The sequence below is a fragment of the Mesorhizobium sp. M0152 genome (assembly GCF_040322415.1).
Classification (GTDB): domain Bacteria; phylum Pseudomonadota; class Alphaproteobacteria; order Rhizobiales; family Rhizobiaceae; genus Mesorhizobium.
This window is the reverse complement of record NZ_JAMYTH010000013.1, coordinates 34,368-53,567: the sequence shown is the minus strand read 5'-3', so window position 1 is coordinate 53,567 and position 19,200 is coordinate 34,368. Positions and strand designations below refer to the sequence as shown.

Sequence of the window (19,200 nt, the reverse complement as noted above, 5' to 3'; positions counted from 1 at the left end):
ACAGGAGGACGGCCTTTGATCGTAAGATTGGGGGCCGTGTCCTTGCTTGGCCGGGCTATTCCGGCGCCAGCACCGCGACTTTCAGGCCCGCCTTTTTCGCACCGCTGAACTGGACGGTGGCCGGGCCGGGCGCAAGCTTGAACCGAACGCTCTTGCGAATGTCCGGACAGGTCTTGACGCCGCTGTAGCCGGCCGATTTCACGGTGTGGCCGTCCTGAATGACATCGACCCAGGCTTCGCCGGACAGGCTTATCTGGATGCCCCCTTCCGGCGGTACAACCATGCTGGCGATGCCGCCGAACGTACCAGGCGCCGGGGCACGTTCGGGCGGCAGGGCGAATTCCGCCGTCTCGGCCGGCACCAGGACCAGATCGGCGGCTGCGCCGACCGCCAGCGCCGCGCCCGACGTAGCAGAAGGAGGCGCGGCGAACAGCGCCTGCTCGCGCGTTACCGGCCATTTGAAGGCCTCGCAGCCTGCGTCCTCGGCAATCGCGAAGCCGGTGCCTGCAAGGACTGCGAAAAAACTGATCACGACTCTTTTCATGGCAAGAGGCCCCCAAAACGATTTCGATTATCTACAATCGATACAACCATAGAGATAACAATGCAACCTTAGAGAGAAAATATCGATGTGTTGCGGAACGTCTCCCATCACCGATTTTTGATGTCAGCTAGCGGGAAGTGAGTGGTCCATCTCGGGACGATAATCTAGGCCGGGCCGGGAGGTGAAAACGGAGTTTCGGATGGAGCTTTTGAAAGGCCTTGCCAAGTATCAGCCGCAGGCGCTCGGCGTGCTGCGCATCGTGACCGCGCTGCAGTTCATCGAACACGGCACCCAGAAACTGTTCAATTTCCCTGTCGGCGAGCATGCCGGCGCGCTGTCCGGACTGTCGCTGACCGCCGGCATTCTCGAATTCGCCGGCGGTATCCTGTTGGCACTTGGCCTTCTGACCCAGCCGGTGGCGTTCCTGCTGGCTGGCGAAATGGCGACCGCCTATTTCATGGCGCACATGCCGCGCGACTTCTTCCCGGTCAACAATGGCGGCGATTCGGCGATCTCGTTCTGCTTCATCTTCCTCTATTTGTTCTTCGCTGGTCCTGGTGCTTTCGCGCTGGACAACCGCGGCAACGGATGATGCCCCGCCGGGCTGAGTTTCACCCTCTCATGCGCTCGAAATTCGCGTCGAACAGCGGTACCGCCTGCATGCGCGCCGCGTGGCGCTTGCCGAGCAACTCGATCTCGAAGCCGTCGGTCTCGTCGGCGATCTCCTTCGGCACATAGCCGACGGCGAGGGACTTTTTCGAATGATGCGCATATCCGCCCGAGGTGACCCAGCCGCGCACGGCGCCGCCGAACCAGATCGGCTCGTCGCCGATGACATCGGCATCGTCGGCATCGACGATGAAGGTGCGCAGGCGCAATTTGCCGCCCTGCTTACGCTCGGCGAGGGCGCCGGCCTTGCCGATGAAATCCACCTCCTTGCCATAGGCGACGAAGCGGTCGAGCCCGGCTTCGAGCGGTCCGTAGATCGGTCGATATTCGCGCCCCCATGAGCCATAATTCTTCTCTAGCCGCAGCGCATTGAGCGCGCGCGACCCGAACAGGCCAATGCCGAACTCCTCGCCCGCCGCCATCAGCACCTGGAACGCCGCGCGCTGATATTCCGGCGCCACCCAGATTTCATAGCCGAGATCGCCAGTGTAGCTGACGCGGCCAACCAGGCACGGTGCCATGCCAATATCCATCTTGCCAATGGCCATGAAGGGAAAGGAGGCGTTCGAGACATCCGTCCGCGTGACCTTGGCCAGCACGTCCCGCGCCTTCGGTCCGGCGATCGACAGGCCGGTGAGCTTCGATCCCAGCGCCTCGATGTGAACCGAGCCATCCCCAGGCAGATGCTTTTCGAACCAGCGCATATGGTATTGCTCGGCAATGCCGGAACCGGCGATGAACCAGCCTTCGCCGCCGAGCCAGCCTTCGCCGAGATTGGCCAGCGTGAAATCGCCGATGAGCTTGCCGTCCTCCTTTAGCATGGGCGCCAGCGTCATGCGGCCGGGCTTCGGTAATTTGCACGCAAGGATGCGGTCGAGCCAGCCTGCTGCCCCCTCGCCCGTCACCCTGTATTTGGCGAAGCTCGAAATCTCGGCCAGGCCGACACAGGCCCGCACGGTTTCCACTTCCTTCGCAACATGTTTGAAGTCGCTGGAGCGCCGCCACGAGAACTCGTCCTCGACCCCTTCGGGCGCGTACCAAAGCGGCACCTCCAGCCCAAAGGCAACACCCCATTGCGCCCCCTTGGCCGACAACAAATCGTAGACCGGCGTCGTCTTCAGCGGCCGCCCGGCGGGCAGTTCCTCATTGGGGAAGCGGATCGAAAACCGCCTGGAATAGTTCTCGCGCACCTTGGCATTGGTGTAGGCCATCGTCGCCCAGTCGCCATAGCGCGAAACGTCCATGGCCCAGATGTCGGCGCCGGGATCGCCCTCGATCATCCAGTTGGACAGCGCCAGCCCGACGCCGCCGCCCTGGCTGAAACCGGCCATGACGCCGCAGGCCACCCAGAAGCCCGGCAGTCCGCGTACCGGTCCGACCAGCGGGTTGCCGTCGGGCGCGAAGGTGAAGGGTCCGTTGATGATCTGCTTGATGCCGGTGTTCTGAAAGGCCGGGAAATGCCGGAAGCCGACCTCAAGCGACGGCGCGATGCGGTCGATGTCGGGCTCCAGCAATTCATGGCCGAAATTCCATGGCGTCTGGTATTCGGACCAGGGCTTGTTGGCCTTTTCATAGGTCCCCATCAGCATGCCCCCGCGCTCCTGGCGCAGATAGAGCTCGCCGTCGAAATCGACCGCATGGATGATCTCGGTGCCGGTTTTCTGGTTCCAGGCGGCGACCTCCGGCATGTCCTCGGTGATCAGGTACATGTGCTCCATCGCCAGCACCGGCAGCTCCAGCCCGACCATGCGGCCGACCTCGCGCGCCCACAGCCCGCCGGCGTTGACGACGTGCTCGGCTATCACCTCGCCCTTGTTGGTGATGACGCGCCACAATCCGTCGGGCCGCCGAACGACGTCCTCGACCTTGGTGAAACGCTCGACCTCCGCGCCGAGTTTTCGCGCCGCCTTGGCATAGGCGTGGGTGACGCCGGAGGGATCGAGATGGCCGTCCTCCTTGTTGCGCACCGCACCGACGAACTGTGTGGGATCGAGCAGCGGCATCAGTTCGGCCGCCTCTTTCGGCGAGATTTCTTCCAGGTCGATGCCGAGATAACGGCCCTTGGCGACGACGCCGCGCAGCCAGTCGAGCCGCGCCTCGGTTGCGGCGAGCAGCACGCCGCCGGTCAGATGCACCCCGGTTGCCTGGCCGGAAAGCTCCTCGATCTCCTTGTAGAGCGAGATCGTGTATTTCTGCAGCTTGGCGACGTTGGGATCGCCATTGATGGTGTGCATGCCGCCGGCCGCGTGCCAGGTCGAACCGGAAGTCAGTTCGTCACGCTCCAGCAGCACCACGTCGGTCCAGCCATGGCGGGCGAGATGGAACAACACCGAGCACCCGACGACGCCACCGCCAATGACCACGACCTTTGCATGTGATTTCATAGGTTGTTCTCTGATATCAGTGAGTTGAGTGGGTGGGATGATTCAAAACGGGAAGTTCGTGGCGTATCACGGCTCGTTCGCCCCAATCGCTTCCTTGCGCTTGGCCACATAGGCCTCCAGCGCTTCGCGCACGGCGACATCCATCACCGGTTCGACATAGTCTTCCAGCGCCTTCTTCCATAGCCGCGTCGCGCGCGCGGTGGCATCGAGGCCACCGGCCTCCTGCCAGGCTTCATAATTCTGCCAGTTGGACAGCATCGGCTGGTAAAAGGCGGTGGCGTAGCGCTCCAGCGTATGCGGCTCGCCGAAGAAATGGCCGCCGGTCGGCACCGCGCCCAGCGCCTCGACCGCAAGCTCGGCCTCGTTGACCTCGATCGGGCGCAAGAATTCCATCATGTGCTGGATCATCTCGACATCGATGATGAGCTTCTCGAACGAGGCCGTCAGCCCGCCTTCCTGCCAGCCGGCGGCGTGGTAGACGAGGTTGCCATGGCCGAGCACCGCGCCCCACAGCGCCATCAGCGTCTCATAGGCGCCTTGCGCATCGGCGGCGTTGGACGCGGAACCCGGCGTCGTGCGGTAGGGCAGCCCATAGCGCCGCGCCAGTTGTCCCGATGCAATGTTGGCCTTGGTGTTCTCAGGCGTGCCGAAGGCAGGCGCGCCCGACTTCATGTCGACGTTGGAGGTGAAGGCGCCATACATCACCGGCGCACCGGGCCGCACAAGCTGCGTAAGCACGACGCCGAACAGCGCCTCGGCGTTCTGCTGCGCCAACGCGCCGGCGAGCGTCACCGGGCTCATCGCCCCCATCAGCGTGAATGGCGTCACTGCCACCGACTGGCCGAACTCGGCCATCGTCATCAACCCTTCGGCCATCATCTCGTCGAAGCGGCGCGGCGAGTTGACCGAGATGATGGTGGTGATGCCCGGATCGTCGCGCATCTGGTCCAGTGTCAGTCCGCGAGCGATCGCCATCATCTCGATGCCGTCGAGCGCCCTGCCCCGGCCGATCGCCGAGACATGAAAGCTCTTGTCGGTCAGCGTCAGATTGGTGAAGTAGGTATCGAGATGGCGGGAATTGGCCGGCAGCTCGACCGGCGCGCAGACCTGGTTGCCAAGCATATGGATGCAGTGGAAATGCTGTGCCAGCCGGGTCAGATCCGCATAGTCGCGCAAATTACCGGCGCGACGACCGCGCTCCATGTCGTGCACATTGGGCGGCCCGGCGACGAGCGTAAAGTTGATGGTGTTGCCGCCGAGATGGACCACGTTGGCCGGGTTGCGCGGCGTAAGCCGGTAGGCGGACCGCGTCGTCTTAAGCATCTCCTCGACCAGACCGCGATCGATGCGGACATTCGCGGTCGCGTGATCGACCCTGGCACCTGCCTTCTCCAACAGCGACAGCGCGCGCGGGCTCATCACCTCTATGCCGAAATTCTCCAAGATGTGCATCGAGGCCTGATGGATCGCCTCGATATGCTCGGGCGACAGCATAGCCATTGGCGAATAAGGGTTCGTCACACGCCTGGGGGGCAACTGTGGGATCGGCGCTGGCCCCCTGTTGCTGGTTCGCTCGGCGCCGCGCTTGCGTCTTGGTTCGTTCATGCCGGATATCAAAGCCCCGGCAAACCAGCCAAGCTGTCAGAAATACGCCGTTGGCGGGCGTGATTTTAGCCAAGGCGGCATTTTAGCAGTGCCTATTTATATAGAGCGACATGGTGCGTCGGATTATCGATATAGCGTCGTCTGGAGCGACCGCTTCGATGATGCATTAACGGATGCAGCAAGATTCCCTTTATGTTTTCGGCCTATTGCTCTCCCGATGCGTAGGTCGAGTTTTAGTAAAATTGTAGCGATAAGCGCGCTGCTGGCGCTTTCGGCCTGTGCCACAGCGCCCAGCCACATCAACAATGTCTGCGCCGTCTTCGACCAGAATGACGGCTGGTTCGACAATTGGCAGTCGGCCGCCGAGCGCGCGCAACAGAAATACGGCGTGCCCGTCCCAGTGCTGATGGCGACCGTGCGCAAGGAATCCGGTTTCAAGAGCAACGCCCGGCCGCCACGCACCAAGCTTCTTGGCTTCATTCCTTGGAAACACGTCTCGTCGGCGACGGGCTTCTCGCAGGCGCTGGACGGCACATGGTCGCAATATCAGAGCGAGACCGGCAACTGGGCGGCGCGGCGAACCAGATTCGCCGATGCCGTCGACTTCGTCGGCTGGTATCATTCCAAGACATCGGACACGTTCGGTGTCGCCCGCAACGACACCTACAATCTGTATCTCGCCTATTATCTCGGCTGGACCGCCTATGGCCGCGGCAATCGCGGCGATGCCGGCGTCCAGGGTTACGCGCGGGCAACCGGTAAGATGGCCCGCGACTATGCGCAGCAGTTGAGCCAGTGCGGCAACTAAAGGGTTGCCGCCACGGAGGCGGCTTCCTGATCAGCGTGGCTTGTTGCCGAACACCTTGATGTATTCCGCCTCGCCGCCCTTGGCGAGCGCCTTGGCCTGTTTGACCCAGTCCTCGCGCTCGATGCGGCCACGGAACCTGAGATGGTCGTCGACCCATTCGCGCTCCGCCTTCTTCCATGCCGCGACTTGGGCGTAGGTGAAGATGCCGAGGCCGTTGAGGATGGCTTCCGTCTTCGGGCCGACGCCGGCAATCAGCGTCAAATCATCGGGCACGGCAGGCCTGGCGATACCGGCCGGTCGGTTCCGATCGGCGATGCCTGCGCCGGTCAACGGGGCTGGCTTGGACTGCCTCGCCGCACGTCCGGCAAGCGGCGCAACGCGTGCGTTCTCAGCCTGACGGCCATCGCCGAGCGTCCTTGGCGTGAACGGCGCGGAGGTGGCGTTGGCATCGGTCGCGGGTGCGCCGGTTTCCGAAATTTCGTCGCGAACCTCGTGGCGGCGGGTACGCGAGACCGCCTCCGTCTCCTCGGCCGCCTGCCCCACCGCGTCGGCTTCGGCGCTGGCTGTTTTGCCACGCGGCCGTCTGGGCGGCGTGCCGGCAAAGCCCGGACCGGTGCCATGCGGCGCATCGTCCGGCACGCCTTCGTTTGCGGCGTGCTGCTTGTCGAACTTGATCACCGGCTCCATCGTCGCCAGCACCTCGTCGGAGAGCCAGCACAGGCTCATGTGGCCGTCACCCAAATTCTTGACCGGCGGGACCTTGGTCTCGCACAGATTGTCCGGCACCAGTTTCTTGTAGCCGCAGCGTGTCTGGAACGGGCAGCCGGTCGGCGGGTTCATCGCCGAGGGAATGTCGCCCTCCAGCACGATGTGCTTCTTCACCACGCTGGTGTCGGCAATCGGGATCGCCGACAGAAGCGCCTCGGTATAGGGGTGATAGGGCGGCGCGAATATCTGGTCGGTCGTGCCCTGTTCGACGATATAGCCGAGATACATGACGACGACGCGGTCGGCGATGTAGCGCACGACCGACAGGTCGTGGCTGATGAACAGCATCGTCGTCTTGTTCTTGCGCTGGATGTCCATCAGCAGTTCAGTCACCGCCGCCTGCACCGACACGTCGAGTGCCGAGACCGGCTCGTCGGCCACCACAACCTTGGCGTCGCCGGCGAAGGCACGGGCGACGCCGATGCGCTGCTTCTGGCCGCCGGAAAGCTGGCGCGGTTTGCGCGTCTCGAAGGCCCGCGGCAATTTCACCAGATCGAGCAATTCCAGCATGCGCTTGCGCCGGTCGGCGACGGTCTTGCCGACATTGAATTTCTCCAGCGTGCGGATGATCTGCGAACCGACCGAATGGCTGGGATTGAGCGTGTCGAACGGGTTCTGGAAGACCATCTGGATCGACGACACCGTGTCGACGCTCCGGTTCTCGATACCGGTCGACTGGATCTCCTTGTTGCCCAGCGTCACCTTGCCGGAGCTTGCCGTTTCCAGCCCGAGCAACACCTTGGCCAGCGTCGACTTTCCGCAGCCGGATTCGCCGACAATGGCGACGGTCTCGGATTCGCGCGCCATGAACGAGATCGTCTCGTTGGCCTTGACGACGCGGCCTTCGCTAGAGCCGAACACCTCGCTGCCGCCCACCTTGTAGTATTTTCGCAGATCCTCGATCTTGAGCACCGGCGCGCCGGGCACGACGCGCTCATTGACCTTCTTGGCGCCGGGCGGCAGCGCCTCCCAGTCGATCTCGTTGAAGCGCACGCAGCGCGAGAAATGGCCCTCGTGCCCGGCGACCTCGATCATCGGGATTTCGGCGGCGTTGCAGACGCCCTCGACGAAATGGTGGCAGCGCGGGCCGAAATTGCAGCCCTTCGGCCGCTCGTGCGGCAGCGGCAATTGCCCGGGGATTGAGATCAGGGGCCGCGAATTCTTGTCGGCGCCGGGCAGCGGGATCGAGCGGAACAGCCCTTGCGTGTAGGGATGGCGCATCCGGTCGAACACGTCCTTGATCCTGCCGGTCTCCACTGCTTCGCCCGAGTACATCACCGTGATGCGGTCGCATGTTTCCAGGATCAGGCCGAGGTTGTGCGAGACGAAGATCATCGAGGTGCCGAACTTCTCGCCGAGCCCCTTGACCAGGTCGACGATGCCCGCCTCAACGGTCACGTCGAGCGCCGTGGTCGGCTCGTCGAGCAAAAGCAGCGCCGGCTTCGACAACAGCGCCATGGCAATGACGATGCGCTGCTGCTGGCCGCCCGAGAGCTGGTGCGGATAGGAGCGCATCATGCGCTCGGGGTCGGGCAGCTTGACCGAGCGCACCATTTCGAGCGCGCGTTTGTAGGCCTCGTCCTTCGACACCTTGTCGTGGATCAGCGGCACTTCCATCAACTGCTGGCCGACCTTCATCGCCGGATTGAGGCTGGCCATCGGCTCCTGGTAGATCATCGCGATCTTGTTGCCGCGGATGGCGCGCAGCTCCTCGTCGGAGAGCTCGCCCATGTCCTTGCCCTGGAACTTGATCTTGCCGCCGACGATCTTCCCGATATTGGAGAGGTCGCGCATGATGCCGAGCGACACTGTCGACTTGCCGCAGCCGGATTCGCCGACGATGCCCATCGCCTCGCCCGGCATGACCGTGCAGGAAAAGTCCATGACGGCCGGTATCTCGCCCTTGCGGGTGAAGAAGGAGATCGACAGGTTCTCGATCTCGATGATCGGTTCGGCGGGATTTCGAACTGCCTCGTTCATGGGTCGCTCCAATCCAATTTTACCAGATGAGGGCCGAAGCCCGTCAATCAGTCTTTCATCGATTGCTCACGCAGCGAGTCGGCGAGCAAATTGAGGCCCAGCACGAACGACATCAGCGCGATCGTCGGCGGCAGCGCCGGGTGGATAAAGGAGCGCAGCAGCCGGCTGGCATCCTTGATCGCAGTGCCCCAGTCCGGGCTTTCCGGTGCCAGGCCGAGGCCGAAATAACCGAGCGTCCCGAGCAGGATGGTGGTGTAGCCGATGCGCAGGCAGGCATCGACGATCAGCGGTCCGCGCGCATTGGGCAGGATTTCCCACAGCATGATGTACCAGGGCGATTCACCGCGCGTCTGCGCCGCCGCCACATAGTCGCGCGTCTTGATGTCCATCACCAGGCCGCGCACGATGCGGAACACGCCGGGGCTGGAGGCGAACACCACCGCCACGAAGATATTGAGCTGGTTGGGATCGATGTGGACGATCTTCAGTGGATCGGCGTCGAACACCAGGCCTGCATAGATCCAGCCGCCGACGATCAGGGTGATGCCGAGCAGGATATAGAGCCGGTCCGGCCGGTTCTTGTAGCGCGTCCAGAACAGCACGCTGAAGAAGATGATCGGAAACAGGAAGAACACCCCGGCCATGGCATAGGGGATCGGCGTGTCCATAATGCCTGGCGTCACCAGCAGATAGAACAGCAGGATGACCGGGAATGCCAGGACGAGGTTGGCCAGGAACGACAGCACGGTATCGATCTTGCCGCCATAGTAGCCGGCAGGCAGGCCGAGCGTGATGCCGACCATCAGCGCGAAACCGGTTGCCGCCGGCGCGATGATCAGCACGATCTGGCTGCCATAGACCATGCGCGAAAACACGTCGCGCGCCAGCTTGTCGCCGCCGAACAGATAGACAAGACCAGATTGCGGTTCGATTCCGCCCGGCAGCGCATCCTTCATCATCGGAATCTGCGCCAACGGATCGAAGGGCGAGATGGTCGAGGCGAAGATTGCCGTGAACAGCCAGAAAAGGCAGATGCCGACGCCGACTATGCCGACGCCGCTGTCGAATAACTGGCCGTAGAGAGCCAGCTTCTTCTTGTAGGCGAAGCTCGCCCCCATGACGATGACGAGCGCGATCCAGACCGGCCAGAAGCGCGACAGCACTCCGAGCACGACACTGACGGCGCTGATATATTCGACCTGCATCCGCCTGATCTCCTACTGGACTCTGATACGCGGATTGAGAAACGCGTAGCCGACATCGGAAATGAGCTGCGTGATCAAAACGATGAATACCGAGACCAGCGAGCAACCGAGAAGGAGGTCGATGTCGTTATTGCCGGCCGCCTCGACCAGCGTGTAGCCGAACCCCTGGTAGCGGAACATCACCTCGACGATGACGACGCCGGTGAGCAGCCACGGAAACTGCAGCATGATCACGGTGAAAGGCGCGATCAGCGCGTTGCGCAGCGCGTGCTTGACCACCACGCTTTTGAAGGAAAGCCCCTTCAGCCGCGCGGTGCGGATATATTGCTGCGTCATCACCTCGACCATCGAAGCGCGCGTCATGCGGGCGATGTAGCCGATGCCGTAGATTGCCAGCGTCATCACCGGCAAGGTGAAATTGTAGAAGGTGATGCCTTGGCTGGCCGAGGCGGCCGAACCGTTCAGCCAGCCGAGCCATGAGGCGAAGATGACGGTAAAGATAACGCCCGACACATATTCGGGCGTCGCCGTCGAGGCGATCGAAGCCACCGACAGCACGCGGTCGGTCCGCGACCCTTCGCGCATACCGGCCAGAATGCCGACTAGCAGCGAGATCGGCACCATCACCGCCAGAACCCAGAACATCAGGATGCCGGTGGCGCCGAGTGCCGGAAAGAGTTTTGAAGCGACCGTCGTCTTGAACTTGGTCGAGCAGCCGAAATCGCCTTCCAGAACACCGGCGAAGGCCGGCACCAAGGGATCGTTGCAGAAGGAGAAGCGTTGCGACGGCTTGCCAGTCGCCGGATCGGTCACCGGCTGCTTGGGCACGACGCCCAGCCATTGGCCATAGCGAACGAAGAAATTCTGTCGGTAGCCGTGGTTGACCAGCCAGCCTTCGAGTTGTTCGGCCGAGGTGTGCATCTCGGTCTGGCTGATCGCCAGCTTCTTCAGATTGGGTTCGAGGTTGATCAGGAAGAAGACGACCATCGTCAGGCACAGCATCGTCAATGCCATGGTGCCAAGGCGCCTGATAACGAAAGAAAGCATGGCGGTCCCCTGCCGATGGGTTGGGGTCTGAGCCGGCTATGAAAATCAACCCTGCCGTGACCGACGGAACTGGCTGTCAAACAGGCCCTGGGATGCAATCAACCCTGTTTTGTTGCATGACATTGCCCGGGAGTCCCGTACCTTTTTCTGAGGAGCGCGGAACCGCAGGGGGCGGATGATGCCAAAAGGAAAGGAAAGGGGCCGACGCCCCTTCCCCTTCTCGGTGTGATCAAGCCTGATCGAGCCAGACCTTGCCGTAGTCGCGCTCGAAGGTCGGATGCATTTTGTAGTTCTGCACCGCTTTGACCGAGTGGCTGTAGAGCTTGCGCCAGTACGGCTGGATTATGATGCCGGAATCCTGCAGGATCTGCTCGATGTCCTTCATCATTTCCTTGCGCTTGGCGGCGTCGGCAACGGCGAGCGCCGCATTGAGCTTGGCATCCCACTCAGGATTCGACCAGGCTGACTCGTTCCAGGCCTCGCCTGTGCGATAACCGATCGCAAGCACCTGGACTCCAAGCGGCCGCATGTTCCAGTTGGTCATGGACAGCGGATACTTCGTCCAGTCGTTCCAGAACGTCGAGCCCGGCAGCACGGTACGCTTCACCTTGAGGCCGGCGTCGCGCATCTGGGCAGCGATCGCATCGCCGGTATTCTTGTGCCAGTCTTCGTCGACGGTGATCAGTTCGTGCTCGAAGTCGGCCTGGCCGGCTTCCGCCATAAGCGCCTTTGCCTTGGCCGGATCGCGTGCGACCTTCGCAAGCTCATAATATTCCGGGTGAATCTGGCAGACATGGTGGTTTTCGGCAACGGTGCCGGCATTGCCGTATCCAAGCTGAAGAACGACATTGTTGTCGACCGCAAGCTGAAGTGCGTTGCGCACTTTCTGGTCGCCATAGGGCTTGTTGTTGACGTTGGTGCGGCAGACGATGGTGGAAGCGGTGACGATCTCCGACTTGACCAGGTCCATGCCGTCGAGGATCGACACGTAGTCGGCCGAGGTCTCGAAATTGGTGTGCACTTCGCCCGCTTCGAAAGCACTGACCATGGCTGCCGGATCGGTGCCGTAGTCGATGAATTCCAGGCCGTCGAGGAACACTTCGCCGTCCCACCACTTGTCGTCGGTGCGGCGCTTGTAGACCACTTTCTGGCCGACATCGTAGGAGACAAGCTCGAACGGGCCGGTGCCGATCGGACAGGCTTTGAAGTCGCCGCCCTTCTCGTCGAAGGTCTTGTGAACGATGAGGCCGGGATAGTCGCACATGTTGGGGATGAGCGCGATGTCAGGCTTGCTTAGCTTCAGCACGACAGTGTGATCGTCCGGCTTGGTCACGGCGCTCTCGTCGAGCTTGTCGTCCTTGACCAGCGAGCCGAGACGGCCGGGCATCGAATTGCCCTCGGCCTTCTTGTCGGCCCAACGCTTCAGATTGAAGACGACGTCGTCCGCGGTGAAGGGGTCGCCGTTCGACCAGGTGACGCCCTTGCGGACATGCAGCGTGTACTGCGTGGCATCATCGTTCACATCCCAGCTCTCCAGCAGATAGGGGCGGAACGTGTATTCGGATGTGTACTTGACCAGCGGCTCAAGTGCCTGGCGCTCGGCATTGGCGATTTCCGACCAGTCGGACTTGCGTGGGTCCTTCGGATCCTTGATCCACTGCGCGATCTTCAGTGTGCCGCCCTTCTTGCCTTTTACCTCTTCGGCCTTCGCCGGCGTGGGGTCGGCGAGGCCAAGCAAGCCGTAAGCCATTGCCGTCGATGCGCCGAAGACGCTGGCCATGGCCAGGAATTCGCGGCGATCCACCTTGCCTGCCTTGGCGTCTTCGGCCATGGCCAGGATGTGATCCGGAACGCGATCGCCATTACTCTTGTAGATTGTCATGACTTACTCCCATTGTTGGCTTTCCGCCGATTAACATTCCGCATCCAGGCCATGATGTCAAAGACGGCATGGATTGGGAACATGTTGGCGAATGTGCAACTTTGAAAGGGGAGCAGTTCGCGTGATAGCGACAGTCTTGGCGCAAAATTGCTAGTGCGCCCAGATTTCGCCAAAATCTCTCCGGGCGATTAAACTGAGACATTTGGGCCGGTTACGACAGCGCCAGTCCGGGCCATGGTGAGGGCCAGACCCTCAATATTCCTTCTCGTAGAAGACGCCGCCCTTGGCTTCACCGGCATCGGTTGCCTCGCCGCGCAATTTGACGCCACGCCCGACATTGAGGTCGATGGTCGCCTTGCCCGAGCCTGGCTTATCGCCTTTCTGGATGGTCACATAGGTACGGTCGTTCAGATATTTGCCAGCCGAAACCGCGGTGCCGCCCTGTTCGTCGGTGATCACGTCGAGATCGTCGACGCCAACCGCGTTGCGCAGGTTCTCGAGCAGCGACGTCGAGCCGCCGACGCCAGCCAATTGCCCGGCCGCTTCGGCAAGCTGCGCGATCTGCAGCGGCGACAGGTTCGACATCGACCGCCCAAAGATCAATTGCGCCAGCACTTCGTCCTCGGGCAGCGCCGGCACCGAGGAGAATGTGAATTTCGGGTTGGTCGCCTCGCCCGAAACCACGATGGTGACGGTGGCGCTGGGCGTGGTCGTTGTCGCCGTCAGGTTGAGATAGGGCACCAGCGAGCCGGAAAAGCCGACCGAGCCGTCAGTGAAGGTCAGCCGCTTGCCGAGAATCGACAGCCGGCCGCGCTGCAGTGTGAAGGTGCCGACGGCTTGCGGCGCCGAAGCCGGGCCGGTCAGCTTGAGCGAGCCGCCGAACTCGGCATCGACGCCCCTGCCCTGGATGAAGATCTGATTCGGCGCGTTGAGAGTGACGTCCAGCGCCAGACCGCCGCCGCCGCTGCTGCCGCTGGTCGTCGCCGGACGCAGCGCCTTGTCCTGCGCCCGCACCGCGCTCGGCGCGTTCTTATGTTTGACGTCCAGCGCCGAGAGCGAGCCCGGCAGCTTCTCGGGAACGGTAATCACGGTCTTGGCGAGGTTGACGGTGCCGGCAATCACCGGCGCCGATGTCAGCGGCCCCTTGATGGTCATGTCGCCGCCGAGATTGGCTGTCACCACGCGCCCGTCCGTATAGCGGCCGTCGGTGAGCTTGATCGACAGGTCGGCCGGAAAACCTTGCCCCGGATTGATGCCGACCGTGCCGCGGGCCGAAAGGCTGCCGCGTGTCGAAAGTGTTCCCGTCAGCCGGTTGATCCTGGCCACGCCGCCGCCGATCGAGATGTCTGCGGCGATGTCGTTGACCGCGAGACCCGAGCGCGCATCGACAAGGCGCGCGCCGGAAGTCCTGACGCTGCCGCCGATGACGGGCGACGTCGCTGGGCCGCGCACCTGCACGTTGACATTGGCCGTACCCGCCAGCGACAGGCCCTGTGCCGCCAGCTTCTGGCTAAGGATGCCGAACGGCACGGCGCCATTGAAGTCGAGCGCCAGTGCCGGCGTTCCCGCCGTCGTCACCGTGCCGCCGCCCTTGAGGCCGAGGCCAGCCCCATCGCTGATATTGGCGTTGAAGGTCAGCTTGTTGGCGGCAAAGGTGCCGGACGAGGAAATACTCACGGCGCCGATGCCCGCGCCGCGGGTCTGCGACGTCTGCACGCCGGCCGCGTCGACGGTGAAGGCAACCGCGGGGCTCGCCGGCGCGCCCGTCACCTTCACCGTGCCGGAAATCGAGCCGGCGGCATCGAGGCCCGGCGAGAAGCCGTTGGCCAGCGACATCGGCACGCGCGCCAGCGTCGCATTGATATCGAGCGCCTGCCCCACCTTGCCGGTCACCGTCGCGGTGCCGCCGCCAAGGTTGAGCACCAGCCGGTCCAGCGTCGTGGTGCCGTTGACGATGCTGACAGTGGAGGCCTGGGCGATGGCCGCCTTGATGCCCTGGACAGTGGCCTCGCCGGAGGCGAGCTCGATGGTGGTGGTGCCGCCGCCAACCTTGACCCGACCCGCGGCCTTCGCCGGAATGCCTTTGACGGTGGCGCCGCCGGAAAAGCCCGTCCAGTCGCCGTCGCGCTTCAAGTCGACATCGATGCCGTGGATCACGGTGCCGCCGGAGATGACGGTGTCGGCGTGGATCTTTCCGGAGATCACCGGCGCTGCCAGGTAATTGGCGATCAGCGCATCGACCGAGACGGCTTTTGCCTGGACGTCGCCGCGCGCGATCGAAGCGGTCGCCGCCTTGATCGCGACTTGCGGCGCGGTGCCGTTCTTCGAGAAAGCAATCGTGCCGCGTACGTCGCCTTCGGCCTTTTCCAGCGCCAGTGCGGCGAGCGGCCCGATATCCGGCAGGTCGAGCGATACGGTGCCCACCGGCACGAACTTCTCGTCCAGCGCCAGATCGCCCGAAATCCTGTTCCTGCCGAGCGACAGCAAGAGGCTGTTGATGACGCGCTTGCCGTCCGCCGTGGCCAGCACGGCGCTGCCTTGCAGCGCCTGGCCGGCGACGTTGCCGGTCAGCTGCACATTCGCAGCCGGATTGGCCGCATCGGCCTTGCCGGTTGCGGTCAGCTTCAGCCCGGTGATCTGGCGCGATGCCATCGAAAGCTGATCGCTGTTCACCGTCAGCGATAGATCTGGCGCGGCCATCGGCCCCTGTGCGTTCAAGGCAAATGAGATGGCGCCCTTGGCGTCCTTCGACAGCAGCGAGATGTCGCCCAGCGCGCCGCTGATATCGGCGGCTACCCTGTTATCGGCCAGGCTTGCCTGCCCCTGCGCGCTCAGCGCGCCCGACGTCAGTTTCAATCGGTCGACATTGACATTGCCGGCCGCATCCCGCTTCAGCGCCGCGCTGAGTGCGGTGCGTTCGGCAAGCACGCCGCGCACCGCGGCCGGCAGCGCCGCCGAAGCGGCGTCGGCCCTGAGATTGAGGTCGATGGCGCCGTCCGCGAACGAAATCCGGCCGTTGAAGCCGCTGTTCAGCGCATCGCTCGTCACCGAGCCGCTGTCGATGGCGACGGCGTCGGTTGCGAGGCTGCCAGAGACCTTCGCTGTAACCTTTCCGGCGATCAATGGCGCGATGGCCGGATTGTCGAGCCCGATCTTTTCGGCCGAGACCGAGCCTGAAATCGGCCCAGTCCGGGCTTTCAGATCGAAGGCATCGGAATGCAGTGCGGCCACTATGCCGTCGACCCTGGCCAGCTTGGTGGCGACCGAAGGCAGCGTCGCCGAAATGTCGAGCCGGGGTTGCGTGCCCTGCCCCGCTGCCTTCACCGACAGCGCCCGCAGCTCGAGCTTGATCGGGCTTTCCGCGCTGCCCAGCGTCAGCGGCAAACTCGGACCGGAGGATGCGAGATCAAGCGCGAAATCACTGGCGCCGTTCGGGTTGATAGTGCCGGCGGCCTTGCCGGAAATCTTGTCGCCGGAGAGCGTCGCATGGTCGAGGACAACGCCGCCGGCCATGGTGTAGGCCCCAGCCGCGTCGGCGGCCAGCGGCCCAAGCCCGGCCTGGCGGGTCTGGCTGGTCTCGACGCCGGCCAGTTTCGCGTCGAACCGAACGTCGGGCGCCGATGCCGGCCCGGTTACCCGCGCCGTGCCGTCAAGCGTGCCCACGGCATCGAGACCTGGCGAAAATCCATTGGCGAGCGCCACCGGCAGCGCGGCGAACTGCGCCGCGAGGTCGAGCGCCTGACCGGCGGTGCCGGACAAGGTCACCGAACCGCCGCCGACATCGAGCGCCAGCCTTTCGATGCTGGCCGTTCCGTTGGCGACGGTCAGCGCCGACGCCTGGGCGATCGCCGCCTTGATGCCGCGGACCGTGGCCTCTCCCGAGGCGATCTCGACGCTGGTGATGCCCTGGGCGATCTTCACCCGGCCGGCTGCTGTCGCTGGAATGCCCGATATGGTTGCTCCACCGGTGAAGTTGGTCCAGTCGCCATCGCGCTTCAGATCGACGCCGATGCCGCTGATTTCCGTGGCGCCCGAGGTGACGGTGTCGGCCTTGATCGAGCCGGAGATCGCCGGCGCCTTGAGATAGTTGGCGATCAGCGCATTGACGGCGATCGTCCGGGCCGTCACCTCGCCGCGCGTTATCGACGTGCTCTTCGCATCGATGGCGACGGAGGGCGCATCGGCACCGGCGGCAAAGCGGATGGTGCCGTCAATGTCGCCCGTCACCGCCTGGCCGGCGAGTGCCGCCAGCTGATCGATCGCGGACGCGGCGAGCGTCAGCGTGCCCAGGGGCATGAACTTGTCATCCAGCGCCAGGTCGCCCGAAACCTTGTTGTTGCCCAACGAGATCAGCAAGCCGTTGATCGAGCGCTTGCCCTCGCTCGTCACCAGCGCCGCCTTGACGTCGAGCGGCTGGTCGTTGACCGAGCCGGTCAGCGACACGTTGGCGGAAGGGTTCGCGACATCGGCCTTGCCGCTAGCCGTCAGCCTGATCGCTCTTACCGTGCGGCCAGATGCCGTCAGGCTGTCGCTGTCGGCGGAGATAGTGAAATCGGGCGCCGTCCTGGCGCCGCTCGCCGACAGCGCGAAATTGACGGCGCCGGCAACCGGCACCCCAACCGTCGGCGACAGCACCGAAACGTCGCCCAGCCGCCCTTTGATGTCGGCCTGGATGTCCGTGCCCTGCGCGCTGGCTGTGCCGCTGGCGCTGACCGAGCCGGAGGTGAATTCGATAGAATTGGCTGCAAATGCGCCTTGCGGATCGCGCGTCGCCGCCGCCGAGAATTGCACCCGCTCGCCGAGCACCGAGCTGATCTGCGGCGGCAGGGCTGTCGACGCGGCGTCGGCGTTCATCTTGAGCTGCACCGACAGGTCTGCGAGCGCGACCGTCGCCGTCAGCGAGGCATTGAGCGCGTCCGAGCGCAACGTGCCCTGATCGATGGCCACCGTCTCCTTGCTCAACGATCCGGCCAAGTCGAGGTTGACCTTGCCGGTGACCAGCGGCGCCAATGTAGCGACATCGGTTTTAAGGCCGGCCGCCTCTAGTTTGACGGAAACCGGGCCGGCCCGGTTCTGGATATCGAAGCCGTCGGAATGGATTTGTGCTGAAAGGTCGTTCAACTGGGTGCCGCCGGCCACCACCGAGGCTAGCGAGGCGCCGATGTCGACGATCGGCGCCTTGCCGTCACCGAATGCACGCGCCGTGGCGTTTCTGATCGCCAACGTGATCGGCTGCGCCGCGCTGCCCACGGTGACGAGCACTGGCGCCGCCTTGGCGGCGAGTTCGACAGCAAGATCGCTGGCGCCGGCCGGATCGAAAATGCCGGTGGCTGTGCCCTGCACGGCATCGCTTTCGATCCTGGCCCGATCGATGCTGACGCCGCCAGCCGATGTTGCGGTGCCCGCGATATCGAAACTGGTCTTTCCGGCAAACAGCGGTTTGAGATTCTCGGGCAGGAAGCGCGCAAAATCACCGTCGCCCTTGGCTTCGACAAGGTTGCCGTTGTCGGTCAATTGATGGCGGCCGGTGAGCTGGGTGACGATCTGGCCGCCGACGACGAAGGTGCCGATGCCGCTCCAGTTGGCCAGCGGCCCCGTCCCCGAGACAATGATCTCGACCGGCGGCGCATCCGGCAGCTTGAGCAAATTGGCGATGATACCGCCGGCCGGCTCCGACGCCTTGAGGTCGAGGTCGAGCTTGTTGTCGGCTGGCGAGAAATGAATATTCGCATCGACATTGCCCTGCTTGCCATCGTGGCGGGTGACGTTGAGCGTCGTCTCGACCGCCAGCGGCGCGGCGTTAGCCTTGAGCGACCCCTTGGCGGCGAGTTCGGCGATGCCGCTGCCGGCCAGGCGCTCGCCGAGCGCGATTTCGGGCAGGTCGATTTGCCTGATGTCGATGGAGACAGGCAGCGTCGTCGTGCCGCTCTGCGCCGGCGGTTGCGTGCTGGCCAATGGCGGACGCGCCAGTTCGATGCGGTCGGCCGCGATCCGGTCGGCACTGAAGCGTTTGGACAGCAGTTCCGTCGGCGACCAGTCGACTGCTACCTTGCGCGCCACCAGCCAGGCGCCGTCGCGGTCCTCTACCACGACATGGTCGACGCTGAGCGCGCCCGACCAGATGCCGTCGATGCCGCTGATGGTGACCTTGCGATCGTCGCTGGAGGCCAGGCGCGAAATGATGCCGGCCAGATTGTCGCGTCCGCGCTCGGTCTTGGTCAGCACCGCCAACGCGCCGATTGCGCCCGCGACCACGATCAGCAGCGTGTAGAGGACAATGCGAAGGATGCGCCAGAGGGTCTTCATCG

General features: G+C 63.7%; 10 protein-coding genes and 1 pseudogene. 2 read left to right on the top strand and 9 right to left on the bottom strand.

Annotation, left to right across the window (positions count from 1 at the left end; translation table 11 throughout):
• Positions 1-55: 55 nt before the first annotated feature.
• The gene (locus tag NKJ26_RS15445) at positions 56-544 is read right to left on the bottom strand and encodes a hypothetical protein (protein ID WP_352696056.1); all 489 of its coding nucleotides are present in this window, start codon (positions 542-544) and stop codon (positions 56-58) included.
• A 199-nt stretch (positions 545-743) separates the two neighbouring features.
• On the opposite strand from NKJ26_RS15445, the gene NKJ26_RS15440 reads away from it, so the two are divergent.
• On the top strand, positions 744-1,136 hold the full coding sequence (locus NKJ26_RS15440) for a DoxX family protein (RefSeq protein ID WP_352696055.1): 393 nt from the start codon (positions 744-746) through the stop codon (positions 1,134-1,136).
• 19 nt (positions 1,137-1,155) lie between these two features.
• On the opposite strand, the gene NKJ26_RS15435 is transcribed toward NKJ26_RS15440, so the two are convergent.
• Positions 1,156-3,597, bottom strand: coding sequence for a GcvT family protein (locus NKJ26_RS15435; protein WP_352696054.1), 2,442 nt, complete (start codon positions 3,595-3,597; stop codon positions 1,156-1,158).
• A gap of 66 nt (positions 3,598-3,663) precedes the next feature.
• Positions 3,664-5,202 carry a trimethylamine methyltransferase family protein gene (locus NKJ26_RS15430; RefSeq protein WP_352696053.1) on the bottom strand — a complete coding sequence of 513 codons (1,539 nt, stop codon included), beginning with the start codon at positions 5,200-5,202 and terminating at the stop codon, positions 3,664-3,666.
• Positions 5,203-5,419: 217 nt separating this feature from the next.
• Between NKJ26_RS15430 and NKJ26_RS15425 the strand changes: the two genes are divergently transcribed.
• A complete protein-coding gene (locus tag NKJ26_RS15425) occupies positions 5,420-6,010 on the top strand; it encodes a transglycosylase SLT domain-containing protein (RefSeq protein ID WP_352696052.1) in 591 nt (196 codons plus the stop codon).
• A 30-nt stretch (positions 6,011-6,040) separates the two neighbouring features.
• Here NKJ26_RS15425 and NKJ26_RS33560 read toward each other — a convergent pair whose 3' ends face one another.
• From NKJ26_RS33560 to NKJ26_RS15400, 6 genes and pseudogenes are all read right to left on the bottom strand, one after another.
• Entirely contained in the window at positions 6,041-6,283 is a 243-nt protein-coding gene (locus NKJ26_RS33560) for a helix-hairpin-helix domain-containing protein (RefSeq protein ID WP_502899501.1), read from the bottom strand.
• Between the two features lie 189 nt (positions 6,284-6,472).
• Positions 6,473-8,758: pseudogene (locus NKJ26_RS15420) on the bottom strand (dipeptide ABC transporter ATP-binding protein); the annotation flags it as partial.
• 47 nt (positions 8,759-8,805) lie between these two features.
• On the bottom strand, positions 8,806-9,963 hold the full coding sequence (locus NKJ26_RS15415; RefSeq protein ID WP_352600763.1) for an ABC transporter permease: 1,158 nt from the start codon (positions 9,961-9,963) through the stop codon (positions 8,806-8,808).
• A 12-nt stretch (positions 9,964-9,975) separates the two neighbouring features.
• Positions 9,976-11,010, bottom strand: a complete 1,035-nt coding sequence (locus NKJ26_RS15410) for an ABC transporter permease (protein WP_352696051.1) — start codon at positions 11,008-11,010, stop codon at positions 9,976-9,978.
• A gap of 229 nt (positions 11,011-11,239) precedes the next feature.
• Entirely contained in the window at positions 11,240-12,892 is a 1,653-nt protein-coding gene (locus tag NKJ26_RS15405) for an ABC transporter substrate-binding protein (protein WP_352600759.1), read from the bottom strand.
• Between the two features lie 252 nt (positions 12,893-13,144).
• Positions 13,145-19,198 carry a translocation/assembly module TamB domain-containing protein gene (locus tag NKJ26_RS15400; protein WP_352696050.1) on the bottom strand — a complete coding sequence of 2,018 codons (6,054 nt, stop codon included), beginning with the start codon at positions 19,196-19,198 and terminating at the stop codon, positions 13,145-13,147.
• Between the last annotated feature and the right edge of the window lie 2 nt (positions 19,199-19,200).